Origin of the sequence: Peribacillus alkalitolerans, from assembly GCF_010882125.1 — a bacterium.
Lineage (GTDB): Bacteria > Bacillota > Bacilli > Bacillales > DSM-1321 > Bacillus_BN > Bacillus_BN alkalitolerans.
In genome coordinates, this window is sequence record NZ_JAAGVZ010000017.1 from 18075 (window position 1) to 40517 (window position 22443).

General features: G+C 36.5%; 22 protein-coding genes. 6 read left to right on the top strand and 16 right to left on the bottom strand.

Going from position 1 to position 22443, the window contains the following annotated elements:
• Positions 1–41: 41 nt before the first annotated feature.
• The 4 genes from G3O09_RS17095 to G3O09_RS17110 all read right to left on the bottom strand — a co-directional run bounded on the left by G3O09_RS17095 (position 42) and on the right by G3O09_RS17110 (position 4613).
• The gene (locus tag G3O09_RS17095; protein WP_163102679.1) at positions 42–1961 is read right to left on the bottom strand and encodes an endonuclease MutS2; all 1920 of its coding nucleotides are present in this window, start codon (positions 1959–1961) and stop codon (positions 42–44) included.
• 657 nt (positions 1962–2618) lie between these two features.
• Positions 2619–3791: a M20 family metallopeptidase gene (locus G3O09_RS17100; RefSeq protein WP_163102680.1), complete on the bottom strand. Its 1173-nt coding sequence runs from the start codon at positions 3789–3791 to the stop codon at positions 2619–2621.
• Positions 3792–4027: 236 nt separating this feature from the next.
• Positions 4028–4225: a hypothetical protein gene (locus G3O09_RS17105; protein ID WP_163102681.1), complete on the bottom strand. Its 198-nt coding sequence runs from the start codon at positions 4223–4225 to the stop codon at positions 4028–4030.
• Between the two features lie 115 nt (positions 4226–4340).
• Complete coding sequence (locus G3O09_RS17110; protein ID WP_205439677.1) at positions 4341–4613, bottom strand: phage holin; 273 nt, start codon at positions 4611–4613, stop codon at positions 4341–4343.
• Positions 4614–4901: 288 nt separating this feature from the next.
• Here G3O09_RS17110 and G3O09_RS17115 point away from each other — a divergent pair, with 288 nt between their 5' ends.
• Together G3O09_RS17115 and G3O09_RS17120 are read left to right on the top strand one after the other, a co-directional pair.
• The gene (locus tag G3O09_RS17115) at positions 4902–6521 is read left to right on the top strand and encodes an ABC-F family ATP-binding cassette domain-containing protein (protein WP_163102683.1); all 1620 of its coding nucleotides are present in this window, start codon (positions 4902–4904) and stop codon (positions 6519–6521) included.
• 241 nt (positions 6522–6762) lie between these two features.
• Positions 6763–6993: a hypothetical protein gene (locus G3O09_RS17120; protein WP_163102684.1), complete on the top strand. Its 231-nt coding sequence runs from the start codon at positions 6763–6765 to the stop codon at positions 6991–6993.
• A 523-nt stretch (positions 6994–7516) separates the two neighbouring features.
• Here G3O09_RS17120 and G3O09_RS22800 read toward each other — a convergent pair.
• A complete protein-coding gene (locus tag G3O09_RS22800) occupies positions 7517–7690 on the bottom strand; it encodes a DUF817 family protein (protein ID WP_163102720.1) in 174 nt (57 codons plus the stop codon).
• A gap of 92 nt (positions 7691–7782) precedes the next feature.
• On the opposite strand from G3O09_RS22800, the gene G3O09_RS17130 reads away from it, so the two are divergent.
• Positions 7783–8124 (top strand): YqzG/YhdC family protein, encoded by a 342-nt coding sequence (locus G3O09_RS17130; RefSeq protein ID WP_163102685.1) that lies wholly within the window; start codon positions 7783–7785, stop codon positions 8122–8124.
• A 110-nt stretch (positions 8125–8234) separates the two neighbouring features.
• Here the strand turns inward: G3O09_RS17130 and G3O09_RS17135 are convergent, their stop codons facing one another.
• Positions 8235–9443: an MFS transporter gene (locus tag G3O09_RS17135; protein ID WP_163102686.1), complete on the bottom strand. Its 1209-nt coding sequence runs from the start codon at positions 9441–9443 to the stop codon at positions 8235–8237.
• Between the two features lie 386 nt (positions 9444–9829).
• Here G3O09_RS17135 and G3O09_RS17140 point away from each other — a divergent pair, with 386 nt between their 5' ends.
• Entirely contained in the window at positions 9830–10402 is a 573-nt protein-coding gene (locus G3O09_RS17140; protein WP_163102687.1) for a biotin transporter BioY, read from the top strand.
• 118 nt (positions 10403–10520) lie between these two features.
• Here G3O09_RS17140 and G3O09_RS17145 read toward each other — a convergent pair whose 3' ends face one another.
• Positions 10521–11510 carry a phosphotransferase enzyme family protein gene (locus G3O09_RS17145; protein WP_163102688.1) on the bottom strand — a complete coding sequence of 330 codons (990 nt, stop codon included), beginning with the start codon at positions 11508–11510 and terminating at the stop codon, positions 10521–10523.
• Between the two features lie 100 nt (positions 11511–11610).
• Positions 11611–12261, bottom strand: coding sequence for a PAQR family membrane homeostasis protein TrhA (trhA, locus tag G3O09_RS17150; RefSeq protein ID WP_163102689.1), 651 nt, complete (start codon positions 12259–12261; stop codon positions 11611–11613).
• Between the two features lie 131 nt (positions 12262–12392).
• Between trhA and G3O09_RS17155 the strand changes: the two genes are divergently transcribed.
• Positions 12393–12974: a DUF2087 domain-containing protein gene (locus tag G3O09_RS17155; protein ID WP_163102690.1), complete on the top strand. Its 582-nt coding sequence runs from the start codon at positions 12393–12395 to the stop codon at positions 12972–12974.
• Between the two features lie 53 nt (positions 12975–13027).
• Here the strand turns inward: G3O09_RS17155 and G3O09_RS17160 are convergent, their stop codons facing one another.
• From G3O09_RS17160 to G3O09_RS17185, 6 genes are all read right to left on the bottom strand, one after another.
• On the bottom strand, positions 13028–13975 hold the full coding sequence (locus G3O09_RS17160) for an LCP family protein (protein ID WP_163102691.1): 948 nt from the start codon (positions 13973–13975) through the stop codon (positions 13028–13030).
• Positions 13976–14136: 161 nt separating this feature from the next.
• Entirely contained in the window at positions 14137–14844 is a 708-nt protein-coding gene (locus G3O09_RS17165) for an ABC transporter ATP-binding protein (protein ID WP_163102692.1), read from the bottom strand.
• A 12-nt stretch (positions 14845–14856) separates the two neighbouring features.
• Positions 14857–15633 (bottom strand): ABC transporter ATP-binding protein, encoded by a 777-nt coding sequence (locus tag G3O09_RS17170; RefSeq protein WP_163102693.1) that lies wholly within the window; start codon positions 15631–15633, stop codon positions 14857–14859.
• Between the two features lie 12 nt (positions 15634–15645).
• Positions 15646–16896 carry a branched-chain amino acid ABC transporter permease gene (locus G3O09_RS17175; protein ID WP_420850352.1) on the bottom strand — a complete coding sequence of 417 codons (1251 nt, stop codon included), beginning with the start codon at positions 16894–16896 and terminating at the stop codon, positions 15646–15648.
• A gap of 44 nt (positions 16897–16940) precedes the next feature.
• Positions 16941–17927 (bottom strand): branched-chain amino acid ABC transporter permease, encoded by a 987-nt coding sequence (locus G3O09_RS17180; protein WP_163102695.1) that lies wholly within the window; start codon positions 17925–17927, stop codon positions 16941–16943.
• Between the two features lie 83 nt (positions 17928–18010).
• Positions 18011–19207, bottom strand: a complete 1197-nt coding sequence (locus tag G3O09_RS17185) for a branched-chain amino acid ABC transporter substrate-binding protein (protein ID WP_163102696.1) — start codon at positions 19205–19207, stop codon at positions 18011–18013.
• A 304-nt stretch (positions 19208–19511) separates the two neighbouring features.
• Here G3O09_RS17185 and G3O09_RS17190 point away from each other — a divergent pair, with 304 nt between their 5' ends.
• A complete protein-coding gene (locus G3O09_RS17190; protein ID WP_163102697.1) occupies positions 19512–19832 on the top strand; it encodes a MerR family transcriptional regulator in 321 nt (106 codons plus the stop codon).
• Between the two features lie 137 nt (positions 19833–19969).
• Here G3O09_RS17190 and G3O09_RS17195 read toward each other — a convergent pair whose 3' ends face one another.
• A complete protein-coding gene (locus G3O09_RS17195; RefSeq protein ID WP_163102721.1) occupies positions 19970–20749 on the bottom strand; it encodes a VOC family protein in 780 nt (259 codons plus the stop codon).
• 381 nt (positions 20750–21130) lie between these two features.
• Positions 21131–22429, bottom strand: a complete 1299-nt coding sequence (odhB, locus tag G3O09_RS17200) for a 2-oxoglutarate dehydrogenase complex dihydrolipoyllysine-residue succinyltransferase (protein WP_163102698.1) — start codon at positions 22427–22429, stop codon at positions 21131–21133.
• Between the last annotated feature and the right edge of the window lie 14 nt (positions 22430–22443).

Below are 22443 nucleotides of genomic sequence, written 5' to 3' on the forward strand. Positions count from 1 at the left end.
AAGTGTCTATTCATTCCAACATTGGTTAAAGAGAAATTGCACTATTCCCTTTCAATAGTCATCCCTTCAACGTGACCTTTCGATAATTGTTTATTGCTTTTTCTATAATCTTTAGACTGAAAAATAATATCAAAGTCATAATCCTCAGGATACATTTCTGAAGCTTTGATATACAGTTTCAGTCGTTTATAAGGATATTCTCGTTTTTCATTTTTGACTTGGACGATATATTGTCCCATTTCATCTGGACCCTTATAAATTATTCCAAACTCTCCTGTAGCTGTAATCAACACGTTGTCGCCCATGTGAAACTGTTCTATTAGTGGCACTTTCTTTTCCTGTTTTCTAAAATGGGCAAACTTATTACGTGCCAACTGTTTTTCAAGCTCCTTGATATCGTGTCCATAAATGGAGTAATCATAATTTTTATCTTCTTTATACGTATAGGAATGGGCATTTTGAATGATTGTCGGATGCATCCCTAATTTCAATGCAATAGCAAATGCTTGACTGCTTCCACCTTCTCCCAATAATAGCCGATAGGTCGGTTGCAGCGTTTCCAAATCAAATTCCATTGAACCATTAATAAACCCCTCTGTTGACTCAGCAAATTCTTTGATTTCACTATAATGAGTGGTCGCAAGTAGCGTACACCCCTTTTTAAATAGCTCTTCCAGGATCGCTGTAGCTAAGCCCATCCCTTCCCTTGGGTCAGTACCAGATCCGAGTTCATCTAGAAGCACTAAACTATGGTCATTCGTTTCTGTTAATACGGATATGATATTTTTCAAATGCGAACTAAAAGTACTCAAGTTTTGTTCAATACTCTGGCCATCCCCAATATCAAGTAAGATTCTTTGATAGATACTAATTTGGCTATCAAGATCTGCCGGGACATGTAGACCACACTGAATCATTAAAGCTAGCAGGCCAACAGTTTTGATTGTGACTGTTTTTCCGCCAGTGTTTGGCCCTGTTATTAATAGAGCATTTGTCCCTTCACCTAGAACTAGATTCAATGGAAATGCTTTGTCTCCTAATAATGGATGTCTTGCATTCTTCAATTCAATGTAATGTCTATCATTGATTTGTACTTTGTTGGCTTTAATTCTTAAGGCATACTTTGCTTTAGCGAAAAGGACATCGTATGTCACCATAATATCCATCGCAAGCTTGATTTTCATATCCTGTTCTTCAACTAAACCGGTCAAATAGGAGAGAATACGCTCCTCTTCCATTACCTCTAAACTCTTTAGACCTTCAAGCTCTGCTTGAAAGTACATTAATTCCTCGGGCTCTATGAATAGGGTTGAACCTGACGCAGAAACATCAAGCACACTACCTTTCACTTTTGATTTATACTCTTTTTTGACAGGTATCGTGTACCTTCCATTCCGGATCACGACCATTGAATCTTGAAGAAATGATTCAATTTTCTTTGATCGGACCATGGCTTCTGCTTTTTCTTTTAATCTATCTTCTACGATTCCAATTTGTTTCCTTAAACGTAAAAGTTCTTTAGAGGCATAATCATCAATTCTGTTATTACGGATACACCTCGTAATTTCCTCTGCTAGGGAAGATAAATCTTCTATCCCTGCTACATAGGTTGAAACCCTTGGGGCGACATACTCCTTATCAATCATGAACCGTTTCATTTTTTCACAGCTATCTAAAAAAAGCATAATCTTCATTAACTGATCGACTCTAAGTGCTACCCCTTTATGAAGACCATTTCTGATGGACTCCATTCCATCTAATCCAGAAACAGGTACAGAAGAAGAAATAGCAAGGATTCTTTTCGCTTCTTCAACTTCATCTAGCCATGCTTCTATTTGTTTTAAATTGTATGAAGGTTGCATGTTATCAATAAATGTTTTTCCTTCTTGTGTCATTGTGATTTCTTTTATTTCTTCTTTAATTTTTATGAATTCTAATACTTGAAATGTTTGATCGTTCAATGTTCGTTCCTCCAGAAACTTAATTTATTAAAATCATCTGACGTGCTTTTAATAAAGCTTTTTTCCATAGATTGTTGTTATTAGCCTATAAAGTTTGTCCGTTGCTTTCCGCGGGGAGGGATGGGAGCCTCCTCGGCGTTAACCGCCTGTGGGGTCTCCCACTTCCCTCTTTTTCCCGTAGGAGTCAAGTGCCCTCCGCTACAATCAACTCAGATTGTTAAAGTTAAAATTCATTAAAAAGTAGCAAACTTTACAAAACAGTTTTTAATTAAAACGAAAAGTTGCTGATTTTTAACTTCGCTTGCAACATTCTTCTTTTTTAAACGCAAAAAACCGCAATGAACTAAGTCATTGCGGTTAATAGACAAGGTTTATAATCCGACTATCCCCTTTTTGAATATGACAAATAAACTTGTCATGAAGGATTACCTTGCTATATGCAGTGCTTTTGTTCTTAACATCCCATTCGAAGCCCAACACAAATAAAGGTTTAAATTAACCTTTTTAATGTATTGTAGAATGGAAATTCCGTATAAAAATAACGGTTAGTTAAGAACGACACCTAACATATAACATTTCTCCTTTTGATTAAGGGATAGCTTTCCTTTTAAAAATACCAAGTCTTACTATTCAAGTCAAGGATGTTTTCGATTCACCTTATTTTAACCCTTTTACTATTTGATGAAATTCTCGTTTCATCTCTGCTAATAAATCTTTATCTGTCAAAACATCATATCCTGTAAAGGCTAGCGCTTGGATTCCTTGAAGCAAAGTAATCTTACCTGCATCAGACACGGTCAATTCAGCAAAGTCTCTCGTATGGGCAATCAAATCAGGTTTCCCAAGACCGATATATGGATGAATGGCTGGAGTGACTTGGCTTACATTCCCCATGTCAATACTTCCATAACTATCTTTTGCAGGCAATACTTCGTTTACACCTGCCAATTTCATATTATGAGTAAACGCAGAGGAAAGTGCATGATTCGTTTTCATATCATCATAGCTAAGCTCGTAGTTACTTATCTTTAGTTCAGCACCTGTCATAGTAGCGGCGCCTTGAGCTATATTTTTTACTTTTTCTACGACTTCATTTAAATACTGTCGGTCCATTGATCGAATATAAAATTGAGCTCTTGCATATTCAGGTACAACATTTGCTGCAGTGCCTCCATCCTTAATGATTCCATGAATGCGGACATCCTGCTTAACATGCTGACGTAACGCGTTAATACCATTGAATAACTGTAAAACCCCATCCAAAGCATTTATCCCTTCATGCGGGGAAGCTGCAGCATGTGAAGTTCTACCGAAAAATTCAAACTGCAAAGCGTCCATCGCCAAGGACTCTCCGCTTTCATAGCTCTCGCCGGAAGGATGGACCATCAAAGCCGCATCTATGTCGGCAAAAATCCCTTGTTCGGCCATTGGAACCTTCGCACCGTTCGTCTCTTCTGCTGGTGTTCCAAGTACCGTTATTTTCCCACCTGTATGTTCCAAGACTTTACTTAAGGCAACTCCGGCTCCCATGCTCATAGTACCGATCAAATTGTGACCACATCCATGACCAATACCAGGAAGAGCATCGTACTCACATAAGAAAGCAACATTCGGACCAGGTTTTCCGCTATCAAATATAGCTTTAAAAGCAGTCTCCCTGCCCACTATCCCCTTCACCACTTGAAATCCATGATCATTAAGAAACTCCATCAATTTTTGTGAAGATTGATATTCTTCATCTCCAAGTTCAGGGTGTTCATATATGTATTGACTGATTCCCAAGAAATCTTCTTTCAGTTCATTCACATGGTCCACTATGGTATTTTTCATTGAAAGCTCCCCTTTTATAATACGATGTATATTTATTAATTATTATAATTGAAAAAGGATAACATTCCTACTGTACACCTTAAGTAAATAAGGCACATAATAGAAAAGAAAATCAGCTGCTAATAAATAGATAAAAATGGTTCAAAGTAAAATAAAATCAATGAAAACCTCAACCTGCAAATCATTTATCAACTAAAAAAACTGTTAGCACCATTGAGCTGGTGTAACAGTTTTTATCAGCCATTCTTTGACAGATTGTTTTCATCCTCTAATTCTTTAATTCTCTCTTCTAATTCGATAATTTTGTCTTTCAATTTCAAATTTTCATCAATGATTTGGATATTTTCCTTTTTCATCTGGCTTGAATTGCTTGAACAGGAGGACAAAAAAATGAAAATCAAAATAGTCATAAGAACCCCCATTATTTTTTTCATCTCTTCCCCCTCCTCAAAGATAATCTCTATAGTATTAAACGAAACAAACGAGGAAAAAGTTTCAAATCTTTTCATTTAATTCCTAAAAAACCCCTAAGAGAATGGTTCAAAAAACTTACCTAGGCTCTGTATAATTCTTTGCTCGTTCACTATCACTAATTCCTTTAGTAGTAGGGTCAATTACGCCACCTATACCAAGGAAAATTACTGCAAATAAGTTGATGATCTTCATAAATCCATTTATTGCGTCATCTGTTATGGTAAAACCGATTGGATAAATAAACTGATTAATAAAGGACAAAAGCATCTGTACAAGTAGTAACGTACCTGGGATACCAACGGTAATCATCCAAGTAGGATTTTTGAATCTTACCTTCCAGTTAATCAAAGCATTCACATCCTAATAGTAATATATTACTATTTTATTTTCCTTCGTTTAGAAAGCTTGTACTTATGCCTATATTTTTTGAAAATTTCGATTTACCCTTTTCACTTTTAAAGTCGATAAAAGTATGAGATGATAAAACCTTTCCTTGCATGATGTCAATATAAAAATTATAATTACAATAGCCAAAAGCACGGGAATTTTAAGGTATTATCCACCTTTGTAACAAAAAAACTTAACAATGAGTGCGGAAATTCCTGTAGTAATAATTGTTTGGAGGAAATTAATTAAATGATTACAGTTACAAATGTCAGTCTGCGATTTGGTGATCGCAAACTGTTTGAAGATGTAAATATAAAATTCACACCGGGAAATTGTTATGGATTGATCGGTGCGAACGGAGCAGGAAAATCCACATTCATAAAAATCCTTTCTGGTGATCTCGAGGCACAATCAGGGGATGTTTCACTAGGACCTAATGAACGTTTAGCTGTATTAAAACAAAACCATTTCGAATACGAAGAGCATGAAGTTCTACAAACAGTCATTATGGGTCACCAACGTCTTTTCAACATTATGAAAGAAAAAGACGCGATCTATATGAAAGAGGATTTCTCCGATGAAGATGGCATTCGTGCTGCTGAATTGGAAGGCGAATTTGCCGAGCTGAACGGTTGGGAAGCGGAATCTGAAGCTGCTATCCTACTAAAAGGATTAGGAATTACAGAGGAACTTCATTATAAAAAAATGGCTGAACTTGATGGTGGAGACAAAGTAAAAGTATTACTAGCTCAAGCACTTTTCGGCAAACCAGACGTTTTACTACTGGATGAGCCTACGAACCACTTGGACATTAAAGCCATTCAGTGGTTAGAGGAATTTTTAATCAACTTTGAAAATACTGTAATCGTAGTATCCCATGACCGTCACTTCTTGAATAAAGTATGTACGCACATTGCAGATTTAGATTTTGGTAAAATTAAAGTTTATGTCGGGAACTATGATTTCTGGTACGAATCTAGCCAGTTAGCACAAAGGCTTACTCAGGACGCTAACAAGAAGAAAGAAGAAAAGATTAAGGAACTTCAAGCCTTCATTGCTCGATTCAGTGCCAATGCATCTAAATCGAAACAAGCGACATCACGTAAAAAGTTATTGGATAAAATCTCCCTTGATGATATCCAGCCTTCTTCCCGTCGCTATCCTTATGTAAACTTCACTCCTGAACGTGAAATTGGAAATGACTTGCTTCGTGTCGAAGGAATTTCAAAAACAATTGATGGAGTAAAAGTATTAGATAACGTAAGCTTTATTATGAATAAGGGAGACAAAATCTCTTTCGTCGGACGTGATGAAATTGCGAAAACTACCCTATTCAAAATCTTGGCTGGAGAACTTGAACCAGATACCGGGACTTACAAGTGGGGTATCACTACTTCCCAAGCATACTTCCCAAAAGATAACTCAGAGTACTTTGAGGGTAGCGAATTAACATTGGTTGACTGGTTACGTCAATACTCCCCAATGGATGACAGCGAAAGCTTCCTTCGTGGTTTCCTAGGAAGAATGCTTTTCTCTGGAGAAGAAGTTTTGAAAAAAGCAAGTGTTCTTTCCGGTGGAGAGAAAGTTCGTTGTATGCTTTCTAAAATGATGCTAAGTGGATCAAATGTCTTGCTACTAGATGAGCCTACGAACCACTTGGATTTGGAATCTATCACAGCCTTGAATAATGGCTTGATCGCTTTCAAAGGTTCGATGATTTTCGCTTCACACGATCACCAATTCATCGAAACCATTGCGAATCGAATCATCGAAATCACACCTAAGGGTATTATTGATAAACAAGTCACATATGACGAATACCTATCAGATAAAAATCTACAAGCACAAGTTGCTGAAATGTATAGCTAAACATGGACAAAACCCCGGAGGATCGTTCCTTCGGGGTTTTATTTAATTAGTATTTTTAAACTTGCGTGTAAAATGAATTGAGACGTACTCGGTTTCCGAGGGGAGACGCGCTTTAACATACATAAACAATTGTTTAAAAAATTGTCATACATACTAATTGGAATTTTAACGGTTTTCATACTTTCATATCGATTAACAATTATCCATTTGGAAAGAATGAGCTTTAAGGAGTTGTTGTCGTATGGAGCTTCAACAAGTTGAAGATATCATGGATTTCATGAATCAATCACATTTATTTTCACGGTTCAAAAATCACTTCTATATTTCAGGGATTTTTGACACAGTTACAGATGAAGATATGTTAATATCATTTCTTGATCACTACCAATTTAACGATGAATCCATATTATTTGATCATTTCCGCTATCAATTTCGTTGTTTTCAAGTCATTTATCCGAAAATGGATAAATAGGGGTATATTTTTGAGGTCAAGAAGCTAATCTTAAAGCGCCGATTTATATTGTCTGTCTGAAATTTTAGTGTTTTTATAACAAAACCTGTTATTGTTGTTATGAAAAGTGTTATTTTTGTACTATTGGGCCGTATTTTGTTCCTTCGCTTCCCTGTTAAAGTGGTTATTCCTTATTGAAAGCAAGACCTGGCTCCCACTTATTTTTGAAATGTAAGATTTTATTTTTGAAAACTGAAAAATACTTTCGAAAATAGAAAAATACTTTCGAAATGACCAAAATACTTTCGAAAATCTCAAAATATCGATTTTTCGACAAAACACTATTTATAAGAGATCTGTTACTCAAAGGATTCCGCTGTATCAATCAATACCTCTTTATTCACTTTTTTAATATTTATAGTGTAATAAGTAATATCATAATGGTAGTCTCCCATCTTTCCAATTCATCATCAATACCCCTGCATCGTTTACAATAAATTTCCCTTTATTCTTCCCAATCTCTACCTTTTCCCATTTGAGATCGTCATGATATACGATAAAAAACCAATAAAATGAGCACTTTTAAAACCCAGCGGAAATCATAAATAAAATGATGGGTATAGAAATTGTTATAAATAAAGACGCTAACTAGTAAAATGATCCAAATTGGTGGCCAATTAAGGGGTTTGAAGTGTCCACAGGTATAGAAATTTTTTATTTTACCCCTTAAACAGTACTCTACTTAAGTATGTAATAACAACTTTATATAAGTCATTATTTAGTAATTATCAATAAAAGTGGGGTATATATATGAGAAAATTATTCATAGGAATTTTTGTGTCATTATGTATTTGGTCAAGCGGAGTCTATCCTCTGAAGTTAAACAATGTGGCAATCGCACATCAAAAACCGATTCCTTCCTATGCTAAGTGGGGAGTTTTAGCTATGAAGAAAACACAAGAAAGATATCCAAAGGCACAAATCTTTGATTATCTTCATATCGGAAGAACTACTACAGGAAAGTCATCATTCGAGCGATTTAAATTATTATTAAAACAAAATAATAAAGAATTTGGTGTAATCATTACTATTGAATTTGACACTAAAACAGAAAAAATCATTAAAATAACATTTATTGAGACAAGTGTCTGATTATCAATTTATTTAAAAGGTAAATTTTTTGGAATGCTCAAATAGGGTTTATCCATAGTTAATACAAGCAGCCTTCTCTCTTATAACTAAAGGGAGAAGGCTGCTATTTTTTAAACTGCTAAATTGTTTTTGATTGACTCTTTTGCCTTCCTTATAGGGATGAAGGATGCTAGGATGGCAATAATCCCACATACCAGGAAAATCGGGGATAGCCCAAATACCGCAATGCCTGACAAGCTACCAAAAATGATAAGGTCGCAAATTGAATCCAGGACCGATAATAATGAAATGGTTGTAGCCCGAACATGTGAAGGAATAAGATCATTCTGTATTTGAGAATAAATTGGGTAACGGATTGCACTTACAAAACGAAGTACCAAAAAACATAAGATTACAATGAGTGATTTATTCCCTAGTTGTGAGATGATTAAAAGCGATACTCCTGCTGCAAGTCCCGTAATAAAGAACAATTTCATCCCTGAAACACGATCCAGAAGCCAATCTAAACGATGTGTGGCGACAAACCCGATGATCTCTGCAATAGAATATACTACCCCAATCCCAGTTACTGAAATACCTGAGTTTAGCAATGGTTGGTCAAAATTTTGGAACACAGCGGCAGCCGGAATGAAAACCAATGTAAGATTCATGAACATAAGGAATAATTCAGGTGTTTTCTTTATTATTCGATACCCTTCACTTACATGGCTGAATGCATTTTCCCTATAAGGTATTTCTGCTTTAGGTTCAATAATAAAAGCTGATAATACGAAAACAAAAATGAAAGAAACCATTCCCAAGTAAATGAGTAAATCAAACTGGCCTTCGGTAAGGTTTTTTGCCAGAAACGCCCCTATTAGAACGGTAGCTAAGGAAGTAATGAAAGTAGCAGAAGAAATTCTCCCCATTACGCGGTCCATTTTGTTTTCGTCATTCGATTTTTTCAAAGACTCATATAGTAGTGCTTCATCTGCCCCTGAAAAGAACGTTACTGAACACCCACTTAAAAGGCTACTAAGAAAAAGGAGTATTTGGTAGTCCGCTCCCAAAAGTAACGCTAAGCTTAAGATCTTAACTATAGCTCCAGTCATAAAGGATATTTTTGGTCCAAATTTATCAGCATATATGCCCGTTGGGACTTCAGAAATTAGGACTGCACCACTCCAACACATGATTAACCAAAATATCTCCCTTTCGGTCAAACCATTTTGCATATAAAACAAGGTTATTACAGGTTGTAAAAAACTAGCTGAACCAAAAAATTGAACCCAGAATAAGATCCGACTATTATGAGCACCTAAAGAATTCTTTTTTAACATATTTAGTTTCTCCTACCCTATTTAGTTTTTCTGTTAGTAGCAGGAGTGCATGTATGAATGTCAGTTTACTACAGTCACCCCTGACAAGGGTATAAAGCCGACTAGTGTTTTTAACATAATAATGTACCTCCTATAATTTTCTGAATAATACATTTTTATTATAGTTAATCTTTTCCATTATGGATAGGATAATTTTATCCCGATATTGGAGTAGCCTTTATTTTCAAAAGAAGCTTGTTTCACGATTACGACTTGAAGCATTAAAACTTTATTAAACTAAATTACTTTTCTAAAAAACTGTTTGACAAAATTATGTGACGATTTTAAACTAAATATGTTAACTAACATTATTATTGAGTTAACATAAACGACAGGAGGTATACATAGTGAACCAAGAACGTGAAAGATTGAAATTATTAATTTTAACCGCATTATTTGCAGCTATCATTGGAGTATTTGCTCAGTTTACTATTCCATTACCTTTAGTTCCGATTACAGGGCAAACATTAGCCATAGGTTTAGCCGCTACGATCTTAGGATCAAGATACGGAACTTTATCCGTTTTGTTATATTTGTTCATCGGGGCGACAGGTATCCCTGTGTTTGCTGAAATGTCTGGTGGCATTTCTAAATTAGTAGGCCCGACTGGAGGATATTTAGTAGGCTTTATTCCAACTGCGTTTATCATTGGGTATTACTTAGAAAAAACAAAATTCACTTTTGTCCATGCAATGATTGCTAACACGATTGGAATGGTCATAACGTTAGCATTAGGAACTGCTTGGTTAAAGTTTGCCGCTTCGCTTTCTTGGGAAGCAGCGATTGCAGGAGGCTTAACTCCATTTATTATTGGTGGACTTGTAAAAGCCGCTCTTGCTTCATGGATTGGAATTTTAGTCCGCAACAGACTTGCATCAGCAAGATTACTACCAAAAACCGATCAAAAACTAGCAGCCTAGAAATATGATCACTCGCCGATTTGCGAAGAAATGGTCTCTACGAAGTCATTATACTAGTCTGCCATTTTAATAAGCTTTAAGCGAAAAAAAAGCGAGGTGTAAGCCTCGCTTTTTTTTCCTATAATTGGACAATCGTTTTTTGGGATTTAACCCTTTTTTGAACACTCTCAAAAAAGTTCTTTTGATTTTGAGATAGATTGTTCATGTCGAACTTTTTGTATATGACCGATAGCAACACAATATCCCTCAATTGAAGGAATAGAGGAATCGATTGAATTACCTCTTCTGAAACTGTATGTGCTTTATTATAACCTTTTAGGAACGAGGTTAAAAACTCTGCTGCGAAGTCATCCAACCCATCTGATTCTGTAAAACTCTTTGCCATAGATGTGTAGTATAAAGGAATCGCGATATCACTGGCAAAGAAATGATAACAACTATCATCAAAGTCGAATAAAAATAATTTACCCTCGTGATAATGGAAATTCCCAGAATGAAGGTCAGAATGGATTAATCCGTAAGTTTCCTCATTTTTAGATAATTCACGAATCGCCACAAGTATTCTATTTCGGTATTCTAGAATATCCTGCTCTACATCTGGTATATATTTTTCAATGTCCAACAAATCTTCTTCATCCCACTCTGGTCTCTTCGCAACACCTGGGTTTACTTGATAGCTTTTTGTAACGGCATGCATACCACCGATTGCTTCTCCCCAAAGCTCTACCAGCGTTAGATTTTCTTTAAAATCGCTCCATTTTAAATTTGCTCCTGGCATCTTTTCATAACAGCAAACAAAGAATTGTGTACCATCTTCGGCCATTAAAGCTTCAGATAATTCCCCTTGTTTCGACTGAAAGTGTTCATAGACGGAAATCCCATTTTTAAATAAGTAATCTACCCAATCAATTTCCGCTTTTACCTGCTCATGTGATCTATGGCTACTGTGAGTGAAACGGAGAACGACAGGTACCTCATCTCTTATTCCAGAAAAAATATAATTTTCAAATTCTCCGATTTTCTTCAATGAATCGCGCTCTAAATTAAACAGTTCTGCACCTTGCGAAATAATGGACTCTGTAAAAATCTGCTCAACAACCTGCTCCATATAGACCCCCTAGATTATTTAAATATGTAGAATTCCATTATATAACAAGTCAGAAAATTCTTAAACAAAAATAAAAAGCTAGAGTTTATCCCCTAGCCTTTTACAATGTGATGGGTAATACATAATTTAATATTGAAAAGAAATGGGCTATAGAGCCTAGAATCACAAAAATGTGCCAGATTGCATGATGAAAAGGGAAACCCCTCCAAACATAAAAAATAGCACCGACAGTGTACATTACTCCCCCTGTGACCAATAGCTGAAGTCCTGCCAATGGCATCGTTGTAATCAGCGGGTTCCAGGCTATGACAATTAGCCAACCCATGACAACGTAAAGAATGGTTGAGAGGAACAGAAATCTTTTCACGAAAAAAGCTTTGAAAACAATCCCTACTAATGCTATTCCCCAGACAATCCCTAACAGTGTCCATCCTAATGCACCGTTAATGACAATCAAAGTAAAAGGTGTATATGTTCCTGCAATAAATACATATATGGCAGCGTGGTCAAAAATTTCAAAAATGTCCTTCGCTTTTCCTGGCGGGAAGCTATGCACCAAGGTGGAACATACATAAAGCAATAGCATGCTAACTCCATAAATAATAAAGGTAGTAACATGCCATGGGGTCCCAAAAGACACAGAACGGATGATCAAGAAAAACAATGCAGTAATGCTAAGGATTACTCCAATACCATGAGTGATTGCATTGACGAGCTCTTCCTTTTTGGTAAAAACATGTGTCGTTGCCATACTAGCCTCCCTTGATTTGATTTGTTCATTATACTCCTTATATTGAAAATTAAAAAGATTTTAGCGCTTGAAAAACTCATCTAATTAGATTACTATCTAATTAGATACACATCTAAATAAAGGGGATTGTCATGCAATTAAACAAAATCGTAAATTTCCACAAAGTTATGGGTGATGCGACTAGAATCCGTATTTGTATCCTACTTTCCCACGGACCAAAGCATAACGCAGCATTAGCAGGAATGTTAGGATTACGTCCACCTACCATCTCCCATCACTTAGCCAAGTTAAAAGAAGCAAATATCATCCATGAAAAAAGAGAAAAAAACACAATTTATTATCATTTTAATGCCAAAGATTTCGAACAGTACTCTTTGTCTTTGCCTAACAAATTAAACGGAGGGGAAAAGAAAAGTATGCCAAAAGATCAATTATCCGAACACCAATCCATTCTTCAAAATTTCCTTACAAAAGAAGGGAAGTTGAAAAACATCCCATCTCAAAGGAAAAAGAAATTAATTGTGTTATACCACTTAGCAAAAGGTTTAGAGATGGGTAGAAAATATCCTGAGAAGGAATTAAACGAGTATATTAAACAATATCATGAAGACTTTGCAACTTTACGTAGAGAGTTCATCATCAATATGGTGATGGATCGTCACGAATCTGTATATGAATTAAATCCGCCTGAAATGTGGGCAGTCATCGAATAGAATGAAAACTATTTACAATTCCTGCTATCAAAAAATACACCCCATCGAATACCTTAAAGTGGATTCGATGGGGTGTTATCTTTACCTGATTCTTCTAAATCAAAAAAACTTGCCAGTGCCTCCACATTTTTCTCAAAATCAAGTTGGAGGACTGCTCCAGCGTGGTCATATGTTTCATTTGTATAGCTTTCCTGAACGGGAATTCTTATTGTATCAACAGTATCGATTCCATCTAATAATATTTTGGCAGATAGGGAGATTATTTGGCTTTTTGTCAAGTCACTTTGTATATACCCCATACCCTCATTCACAATACCTGGAAGACCTAAAATCCCTTCAGTTGATTTTAATTGTTGCACGAGTAATTCTTTAATTTTGACTAATACTTCTTGCTGTCTTGCTACTCTTCCGAAATCGCTCTCTCCATCATGACGGAATCTCACATATTTTAATAACTCATCTCCATGTAAGTACTGACTTCCAGGCTGTAAATGGAACCCCATATCGTCAATCATTTCATTTGTCACATTCACCTCAATACCTTCAGGGGAAAGTAAATCGACCATTTTAGCAAAACCTTGAAAATCAATCGTGACTACATGGTCAATGGAAATATCAAAATTTTGCTTAACCGTTTCACGCAACAACTTTTCGCCACCTAAATAATAAGCATGATTAAGCTTATTTTGGACGGATCCATTAGGAATTGATGGAATCATTACATAACTATCCCTCATCAATGAAGCCAGCTTGACCGAATTATTACGTCCGTCATATTGTAAAATTATCATTGAATCCGACCGTGATTGTTTTTCCCCTCTTGAATCAATTCCAACCAACAAAAGATATAAAGGTCTTTTCCGAACCTTTTCCTGAAGACTTTCTTCGTGTGTTTGTTTATTAAAACCTAGTTCTCCATCTTCCTGTTTCGTTCCATGACTACAAGATATAAGTAACGGTACAAAAAGAAGAAATAAACAGATCCCTTTTAAAAGTTTCATGTTATCCTCCAACTATGGAAAATTAATTAAACATATCCATAATATGGACAATAATGAAACGTTATAAGCATTAATTTAAAAACAGTGATATTCCAACACTATGGGTTTGATAAGTCTAATACCCATTAAATGTGGAATATCACTGTTCATGACAATTGGAACTATGCTAAATATGCTTCTCTTACATCATCATTCGCTATCAAATCCATGCCTCTTCCATGGAGCTTTATTTCCCCATTTTGGATGACATAGCCTCTATGAGAAATTTGTAGAGACTGGAAAGCATTTTGTTCAACTAGCAATATTGTAATACCCTCATCGTTAAGCTCCTTAATAATCTCAAAAATTTGCTCAACAATAATAGGAGCTAATCCCATTGATGGTTCATCTAGCATTAATAAATCTGGTTTCATCATCAATGCTCTTCCGATGGCTAGCATTTGTTGCTCACCACCACTCATGGTTCCACCCTTTTGTTCAAGTCGATCCTTTATCTTAGGAAAGTACTGATATACCCTTTCCAATCTTTCATTAATCACATTTTTTTGCTTTACTGAAAAAGCACCCATCAGTAGGTTTTCTTTTACAGTCAGCCTAGGAAAAATTTTTCTGCCTTCAGGCACATGGGCTAATCCCATTAATGTTGTTTCATGTGCAGGTTTATTAGTGATGTCTACCCCATTGAAAAGTATAGACCCCTTTTGCACCTTGGCAAGTCCACTAATAGATTTTAAGGTGGTTGATTTTCCTGCACCATTAGATCCTATTAAACTAACAATCTCACCTTTGTTTACCTTTATATCTATTCCTTTTAATGCTTGAATCCCACCATAAAATGTCTCAACATTTTTCATTTCCAACATTTGCATATCGATGTCCTCCTAACCTGCATGAACAGCGCCAGATCCTAAGTAAGCTTCTATTACTTTAGGGTTATTCCGAATATCTTTCGGTTGGCCTTCTGCAATTTTTTCCCCATGATCTAGCACTACGATATGCTCTGATATTTCCATAACCAATTTCATATCATGTTCAATTAAAATAACCGTTAAATCAAACTCTACTTTCATTTTTTTAATTAAATCCGTAAGCTCTTTTGTTTCTTTTGGATTCATTCCCGCAGCTGGTTCATCCAAAAGAAGAACTTTAGGTTCAGCAGCTAGAGCCCTAGCAATCTCAAGTCTTCTTTGAGCACCATAACTCAGGTTACAAGCCTTTTCATTTAGAAATGATTCAAGACCCACGTATTTTAACAATTCATATGCTTTTCGCTCTGCTAATTTCTCTTCTTTTCTAGTAAATGGTAGGTTGAATAATATCCCTACAATTCCTGATCTAAGATGAGTATGCATTCCCACTAGTACATTCTCAATCACTGATATCTCATTGAACAGTCGAATGTTTTGGAATGTCCTAGAAATCCCTTTACGTGATACATCGTGTGGCTTTAATCCTTCGATCTTTTTTCCTTCCAATAATATAGAACCAGAAGTAGGTTCATAGACTCCTGTGATCATATTGAAAAAAGTAGTTTTACCAGCTCCATTCGGTCCGATTACTGCCGTTATTGAGCCTTTTTTAACCTTCATGGAAATGTCCTGATTTGCAGTAAGTCCTCCAAATTTTTTGGTTAAATCTTTTATTTCTAAAATATGCATACCTAATCCCCCCTATACTTGCGCCTTTTCATTTTGTGTACCTAAAGGTGGAACCTCGGTGATGTTCACTTTTTGTTGTAATTCCTTTTCGTCAAACACTTTGTTTTTCGCCGGCAATAGACCCTTCGGTCGGTACAAAGCAAAGATGATTAATAAGGCACCAAATATAAAGCGTTGCATCTTTGAAGGGGACAAGGCATCAGGGATGGTAAATGCACCTGACATATTTAGCTCATTCAACCAGTTTGTCATTTCAGTTAGCACCTGAAGATTTAGAATCGTCATTACCGCTGCACCTAAAATTACTCCTGGTACACTACCCATGCCGCCAAGGATTACCATTACAAGGATGGTAATTGACTCTAGCAATGTAAAACTCGTTGGATCCACGAATGTTTGTTTTGCCGCGAAAACAACTCCCATCATCCCAGAAAATGAAGCCCCGATTGCAAAGGCTATAAGCTTTGTCTTAACCAACGGAACCCCCATCGATTGGGCGGCTATTTCATTTTCACGTACTGCTTTCCATGAACGACCTAGTTTTGAGTGTTCAAATCTTCTAACAGTAAATATTGTAAATATCATAATCACTAATACGATGTAATAAAACTGGCTTGGATACAGAAAATCAATCCCAAATAAGTTAGGAGGGGTAACAGATGGTATCCCCATCGCTCCGCCAGTAATATTTACTGGTCGATCTAAATTATTAAAGACGATCCTTATTATTTCTCCAAACCCTAACGTTACAATTGCTAAATAATCACCTTTAACCCTAAGCACAGGTATTCCTAAAAGCACACCGAACAGTGCAGCAACAAGACAGCCTATTACGATGAAAAACCAAAAGCTTGTACCTGATAACGGGAACGTACCAAATGGCATAAAATTTGATGCTTGTGCAGTCGCAAATATTCCATATGTATAAGCTCCAACTGCAAAAAATGCGACAAATCCTAGGTCTAGTAGGCCAGCCATTCCAACTACAATATTCAAGCCTAACGCCATTGATATGTAGATTCCAACCAGGGTTGCTACTTCCATGTATGATTGATACGCTTCACCATTCGATGCTGTGAAAGGGAGCAGGAATACAAGAATAATTCCAGCAATTATCCATTTTGTCCCATTTTTAAAGTTTGTAAAATACAACATTAATAATGATGAAAGTAAAAGTAAAAATGCAGTCACAGATTTTTGTGCCAAGAAAAGACTTAGAGAAGTCACTCCTATAAATAGAAATAAGAATATTCCCTGGGCCATTTTGTTATCTTTGTATGAATTCCATATTTGCTTCATGGTCCCACCTACACTTTCTCAGCGACTGGCTTACCTAATAAGCCTTCTGGTTTAAAGATAAGAACAATGATTAAGATAGCAAAAGCAAATACGTCTTTGTATTCGGACCCAAAAACTCCTCCAGACATTAGTGTCAGGTTTGCAGATGCGAAAACTTCTAGTACCCCTAAAAGAAGGCCTCCGAGCATCGCTCCACGGATATTCCCTATACCACCCAAAACAGCTGCAGTAAACGCTTTCAATCCTAAAATAAAACCTATATACGGATCAATTGTTCCGTACTGTACTGCGAATAATACGCCAGTGGCACCACCAAGCGCTGAACCAATGAAAAACGTCAATGAAATTACCTTGTTAACATTAACCGACATCAAGGAGGCAGTTTCCCTATCTTGAGCTACAGCTCTCATCGCCATGCCCCATTTTGTGCGATTCACAAAAATGTCCAGCAAAACCATCATGATAACTGCTGTTATTAATACGATCAGGAATGAACTCTTGATCGAGGCATCGTTAAATATTTGGCTAATTGACGATGTCTTGATCAGGATCTGATCTGTAAACATACTTGGACCAGTAACAATATAGTTACCCTTTTTTAATTCAGCAATAAAACGAATGAGGTCTTGCAGCAGAAAGGAAATACCAATAGCAGTTATTAATGGGATTAATTTCGGTGCATTACGTAAGGGTCTATATGCTACCCTTTCAATCCCCATTCCAATCAATCCTGTTAAAAATGCAGTTAACAACAAAACTGTAATTAGCATTACAATCGCAGGAACAGCAGATACCCATCCTATACTTGTTAATACAAGTAAAATGGCTGTTCCGATAAATGCTCCAGTCATAAAAATTTCACCATGTGCAAAATTGATTAATTCCAATATCCCATACACCATCGTGTAACCTAATGCAATGACCGCATAGACAGTACCTAGGGTAAGACCATCAATCAAGACTTGCGGGATCGTTTGTAGAATTTCGTTCAGCATAAGCTACCTCCTAGTCTCCAAAGATAGAGTGGAAAAGGGTATATTCCCGGTCGAGATATATACCCTTTCACCCCTTTTATTGTTTATTGAGCTCCAACTTCGCCTTCAAACGTAGCTGGGTATGCTGCTTCAGTAAATTTGAAAAGGAAGATTTTCGCAAACTCATTATCCCCTTTATCGTCAAAACTTACCTTAGTCAGTGCACCTTCGTAGTCTTTGATTGCACGGACTGCATCTCTCACTTGCTCACGGGATGGTTTTTTGTCGCCATTTACTTTAATTGCATCCTCAATACCCTTTAAAACAACACCCATTGAATCATAGCCATAAACGGAATAAGATTCTGCCGTTTTATTGTACTTAGCTTTGTAGTCTTCTAAGAATTTTTTACCTTTATCTGTTTTAGTGGAGTCACCAGCAACGGATGTAATGAACGTATTCTTTACCGCATCACCAGCGATTTCTACTAATGTAGAGGAATCTAGGCCATCTCCACCCATGAATGGAATATCAATTCCTTTTTCACGTGCTTGTTTAATTAACAATCCACCTTCAGAATACAATCCACCGAAATAGACTAAATCTGGCTTTTTGTTTAAGATCTGATTTAGCACTCCATTGAAGTCTTTTTCACCAACAGTAATACCTTCAAATCCTAGAATCTCAGCTCCCAAATCTTCTGCACCTTTTTTGAATGCATCAGCTAACCCAGAGCCGTAAGCCGTTTTATCTTGAATGACGAAGATTTTTTTGGCTCCTAATGAATTAACAGCATATTCTGCACCAGCTGGTCCTTGGGAATCATCGCGTCCAACGATACGATTTACTGTCTTTAGACCTCTTTCAGTAACTTCTACAGCCGTATTAGCTGGGGATACCATTGAAATCTTGTATTTTTCATATACTTCAGATGATGGGATGGCTACCCCTGAATTCAAATGACCAACTACAGCGATAATATCCTTTTCTGATCCAATCAATTGGGCATTTGCTACCCCTTTCTTAGGGTCTCCTTGATCATCATAAGGTACAAGCTTCAATTCGAATCCAAGTTCTTTGAATTTGTCCTTTTGCTCTTCCATTGCTAATTGCGCACCTAATTTGATAGCTTCACCCAATGTTGCACTACCGCCAGATAGTGGGCTTTGGGTTGCAATTTCAATTACACTGCTTTTCCCACCGCTACTTTCACCTGTTGTTGTTTTTGATGAGCACCCCGCAAGTAACCCTACTGCTAAGCTTCCAGCTAGCAAAAGTGAAAATGGTTTTTTAAATCTCATCGTAACCCTCCCCTATTTTCCATAGAATAATTGCTAATAGCTTTTTAACTAATGTAGGCTTTTTCTCCTACGAATAGTTACACTATTTTCATTAGTATAAATTTTCTGATATCTTCGGTCATCATTTATGTCAGATAGTCTGACACACTTTTTTTAAAAAGGTAACATTTGGAATGGAATACTAAAATAATAATATATATATTGTAAAATAACCTAACATTTAAAAAAGGAGTTCTATAGTTTGAGGTAGAATATAATAATATGAATAAATTATTATCATAGGTTTCGAATTTGGAGGAGTCATATGAATATGATTGACCGTAGTTATAAAGAGAAAAAAGTTATTTCCATAGGAACAGTGAGTGAACTAACTGGACTATCTGAGCGTCAAATTCGATATTATGAACAACGTAAGCTTATTTTCCCAGATCGATCTGAAACGGGATTTCGAAAATACTCTTTTTCAGATGTTGAGCTTTTAATAGAAATTGCAAATCAAATAGAAGACGGTGTCTTTACAGACGAGATTAGAAAAAATATGAAGAAGAAGGAAATTCCGATTACTAGTGAAGACATTCGTAATTCTTTACTAAAAGGACAATTGAATGTTCAGTTCAAGCTTTGAACTTTGACAGTTTCTTTTTTGTACAAAAAGAAATCGTTTCTTGGACTTAGAAACGATTTCTTATAATAAGTCATTATTTATTGGCCAGATTTCTTCTACAAAATTAGCCAGGTAGCTCATTTCAGTAAAATGATACATCAAATATGATAATAGCCACCATTTATATGGATTAAATCTTTCCCATTACTAAGTTCAACTAGAAAAGGACGCTCACAGCCATGTTCGACTGTAAAATAAGAAGATTTCTTTAACGAGTCATAAGATACAAAACGTATTTTCGTGCTCTGAACGTCTATTTCTAATCCATCCATACCGTATTCCTTATCTTCAAAGGACAATATATTGCCTTCAAGTAAATGTCTCCATTTTTCTGCTACTGTTTGAATATCTTTCACAGCAAACCAGACAGTAGATATCTCCCTCTTTCTTGATGTAGGACCAAGTATTCCATTCTGTAGAAAATCCTCTATGCGAAGATTGTCATCTTCTTCCCACTCTATAAAAAATGGATATGGCAAGTATTCATTGAAATCCTGGTTTATGAAAAGCATTTTCCATTGAATGATTTTCCCATCCGTCCGGGTTCTTTTTCCTGGATAAATGTCACTTACATTCAATCCGAGATCATGCAATTTGTGCTGAAGCTTTTCTATTTCACGAACACGAATACAAATTTGACCAATACCTATCCCAAATTGTACATCATGAAGGTGTTGTTTTATTAATGGATTATTGGAGTTTTTGGCTTTTAAAGTGTCTTCCAATTGGAGAAATTCAACATAAGTCAAATTTGCGTAAAGTAGATGGTTCCTTGTTCCCCAATCACTGTGACTCCCTCCTGGCTTTACTTCAAGTCCATATTTTGAAAAAAGATTAATTGCCTTTATCGTATCTTGCTGAGATATAAAGTGTACGATGTGATCGAATTTGAAGAAACTAACCCCTCCTCTTTATCATTTTTATTAGGCTCTGGTAAACTTGCCTGTTGAATACAGCGTGAGGCTCCCGCTTTCAATTGGCCATTTGGGAGCTTACTCGTTCATTTCGCGCTTGTGGGGTCTCCCTTTTCCCGCAGGTCATTGAAACAGCATCCACGAATAAACACTGCACGAAGGAAAAGTGAATTCAGTTTCGAGGAGACTCGCGCCTTCCGATCCAATCAACATATTAGCAAGTCAATATGGAGCTTTAACATAGCCTATTATTATTTAAAAATATACCATAAAAAACTAAAAACCCTTGTGGAGATTACCTTCCACAAGGGTTTTTTTATTAACGACATGAAGTGCGCTTTCCTATTAACCTTCGAGTAATAGTTGTTCTGGATCTTCTAGAAGTTCCTTCACTTTTACTAAGAATCCAACTGCCTCTTTACCATCGACAATACGGTGGTCATAAGAAAGAGCAATATACATCATTGGGCGGTTTTCCATTCTTTCTGCATCAATTGCAACCGGACGCAATTGAGTTTTATGCATACCTAGAATACCTACCTGAGGTGCATTCAAGATTGGAGTGGACATAAGAGAACCGAAAGTACCACCATTAGTAATCGTAAATGTTCCACCAGTTAAATCAGAAATAGCTAATTTATTGTTTCTAGCTTTTGTAGCTAAATCGCCGATTGCTTTTTCGATGCCTGCAAAACCAAGTTTGTCTGCATCTTTAACAACAGGTACAACTAAGCCTTCATCAGCTGAAACTGCAATTCCGATATCATAGAACTTCTTGATGATTAATTCATCACCTTGAATTTCTGCATTCAATAATGGATATTTCTTTAATGCGCCGATAACAGCTTTCGTAAAGAATGACATGAAGCCAAGCTTAACATCATTACTCTTAAGGAATGAATCTTTTCTACGGTTACGTAATTCCATGATAGCAGTCATATCTACTTCATTGAATGTAGTTAACATCGCAGCAGTATGCTGAACGTCTACCAATCTTTTCGCGATTGTTTGACGACGACGTGACATTTTTACCACTTCAACCGGTTTTGTAAATTGCTCAGCAGCTGATTTTTTCTCTGCAGGCTTTTCAGTTTTTGGTGCAGTAATAGTAGCAGGCTTGCTAACAGGTGCATTACCAGCAGTCTCTACATCTTCTCTACGGATTCTGCCTAGTGGATCACGAGCAGCAACCTCGTTTAGGTCGATGCCTTTTTCCCTAGCCAGTTTTCTAGCAGCAGGTGATGCAATTGGTCTACCTAAACCTTTATTCGTTTCTTCTTGAGGAGTCGTTGAAGCAGATTGTTGCAATGCTTCCTTTTCTCCCTGTTTAACTTGATCTGTTTCAGCAGAAGATGCTACTGGCTCTGAAGGATTAGTTGAAGCTGCAGGTGCACTTACAGGAGCTTCCCCACCTTGACTAACAATCGCAATTGCTTCACCAACTGCAACAGTGTCGCCTTCTTCTTTTAATAGTTCGGAAATGACACCACTATGTTCTGAAATGATTTCAACATTTACTTTGTCAGTCTCAAGTTCAGCGATGTAATCGCCTTTTTCTACAAATTCACCTGGTTTTTTCAACCATTGAGCAATGGTTCCTTCGGAAATGGATTCTGCTAATTCAGGTACTAATATCTCGGCCATGGTGGTCTCCCCTT

Coding starts and splice junctions, on each gene's coding strand:
- G3O09_RS17115 (WP_163102683.1), top strand. CDS start 4,902: ATGATTACAGTTACAAATGTCAGTCTGCGATTTGGTGATCGCAAACTG.
- G3O09_RS17100 (WP_163102680.1), bottom strand. CDS start 3,791: ATGAAAAATACCATAGTGGACCATGTGAATGAACTGAAAGAAGATTTC.
- G3O09_RS17175 (WP_420850352.1), bottom strand. CDS start 16,896: ATGGCCCAGGGAATATTCTTATTTCTATTTATAGGAGTGACTTCTCTA.
- G3O09_RS17165 (WP_163102692.1), bottom strand. CDS start 14,844: ATGCAAATGTTGGAAATGAAAAATGTTGAGACATTTTATGGTGGGATT.
- G3O09_RS17145 (WP_163102688.1), bottom strand. CDS start 11,510: ATGGAGCAGGTTGTTGAGCAGATTTTTACAGAGTCCATTATTTCGCAA.
- G3O09_RS17185 (WP_163102696.1), bottom strand. CDS start 19,207: ATGAGATTTAAAAAACCATTTTCACTTTTGCTAGCTGGAAGCTTAGCA.
- G3O09_RS17160 (WP_163102691.1), bottom strand. CDS start 13,975: ATGAAACTTTTAAAAGGGATCTGTTTATTTCTTCTTTTTGTACCGTTA.
- G3O09_RS17180 (WP_163102695.1), bottom strand. CDS start 17,927: ATGCTGAACGAAATTCTACAAACGATCCCGCAAGTCTTGATTGATGGT.
- G3O09_RS17130 (WP_163102685.1), top strand. CDS start 7,783: ATGAGAAAATTATTCATAGGAATTTTTGTGTCATTATGTATTTGGTCA.
- G3O09_RS17170 (WP_163102693.1), bottom strand. CDS start 15,633: ATGCATATTTTAGAAATAAAAGATTTAACCAAAAAATTTGGAGGACTT.
- trhA (WP_163102689.1), bottom strand. CDS start 12,261: ATGGCAACGACACATGTTTTTACCAAAAAGGAAGAGCTCGTCAATGCA.
- G3O09_RS17190 (WP_163102697.1), top strand. CDS start 19,512: ATGAATATGATTGACCGTAGTTATAAAGAGAAAAAAGTTATTTCCATA.
- G3O09_RS17135 (WP_163102686.1), bottom strand. CDS start 9,443: ATGTTAAAAAAGAATTCTTTAGGTGCTCATAATAGTCGGATCTTATTC.
- G3O09_RS17120 (WP_163102684.1), top strand. CDS start 6,763: ATGGAGCTTCAACAAGTTGAAGATATCATGGATTTCATGAATCAATCA.
- G3O09_RS17155 (WP_163102690.1), top strand. CDS start 12,393: ATGCAATTAAACAAAATCGTAAATTTCCACAAAGTTATGGGTGATGCG.
- G3O09_RS17105 (WP_163102681.1), bottom strand. CDS start 4,225: ATGAAAAAAATAATGGGGGTTCTTATGACTATTTTGATTTTCATTTTT.
- odhB (WP_163102698.1), bottom strand. CDS start 22,429: ATGGCCGAGATATTAGTACCTGAATTAGCAGAATCCATTTCCGAAGGA.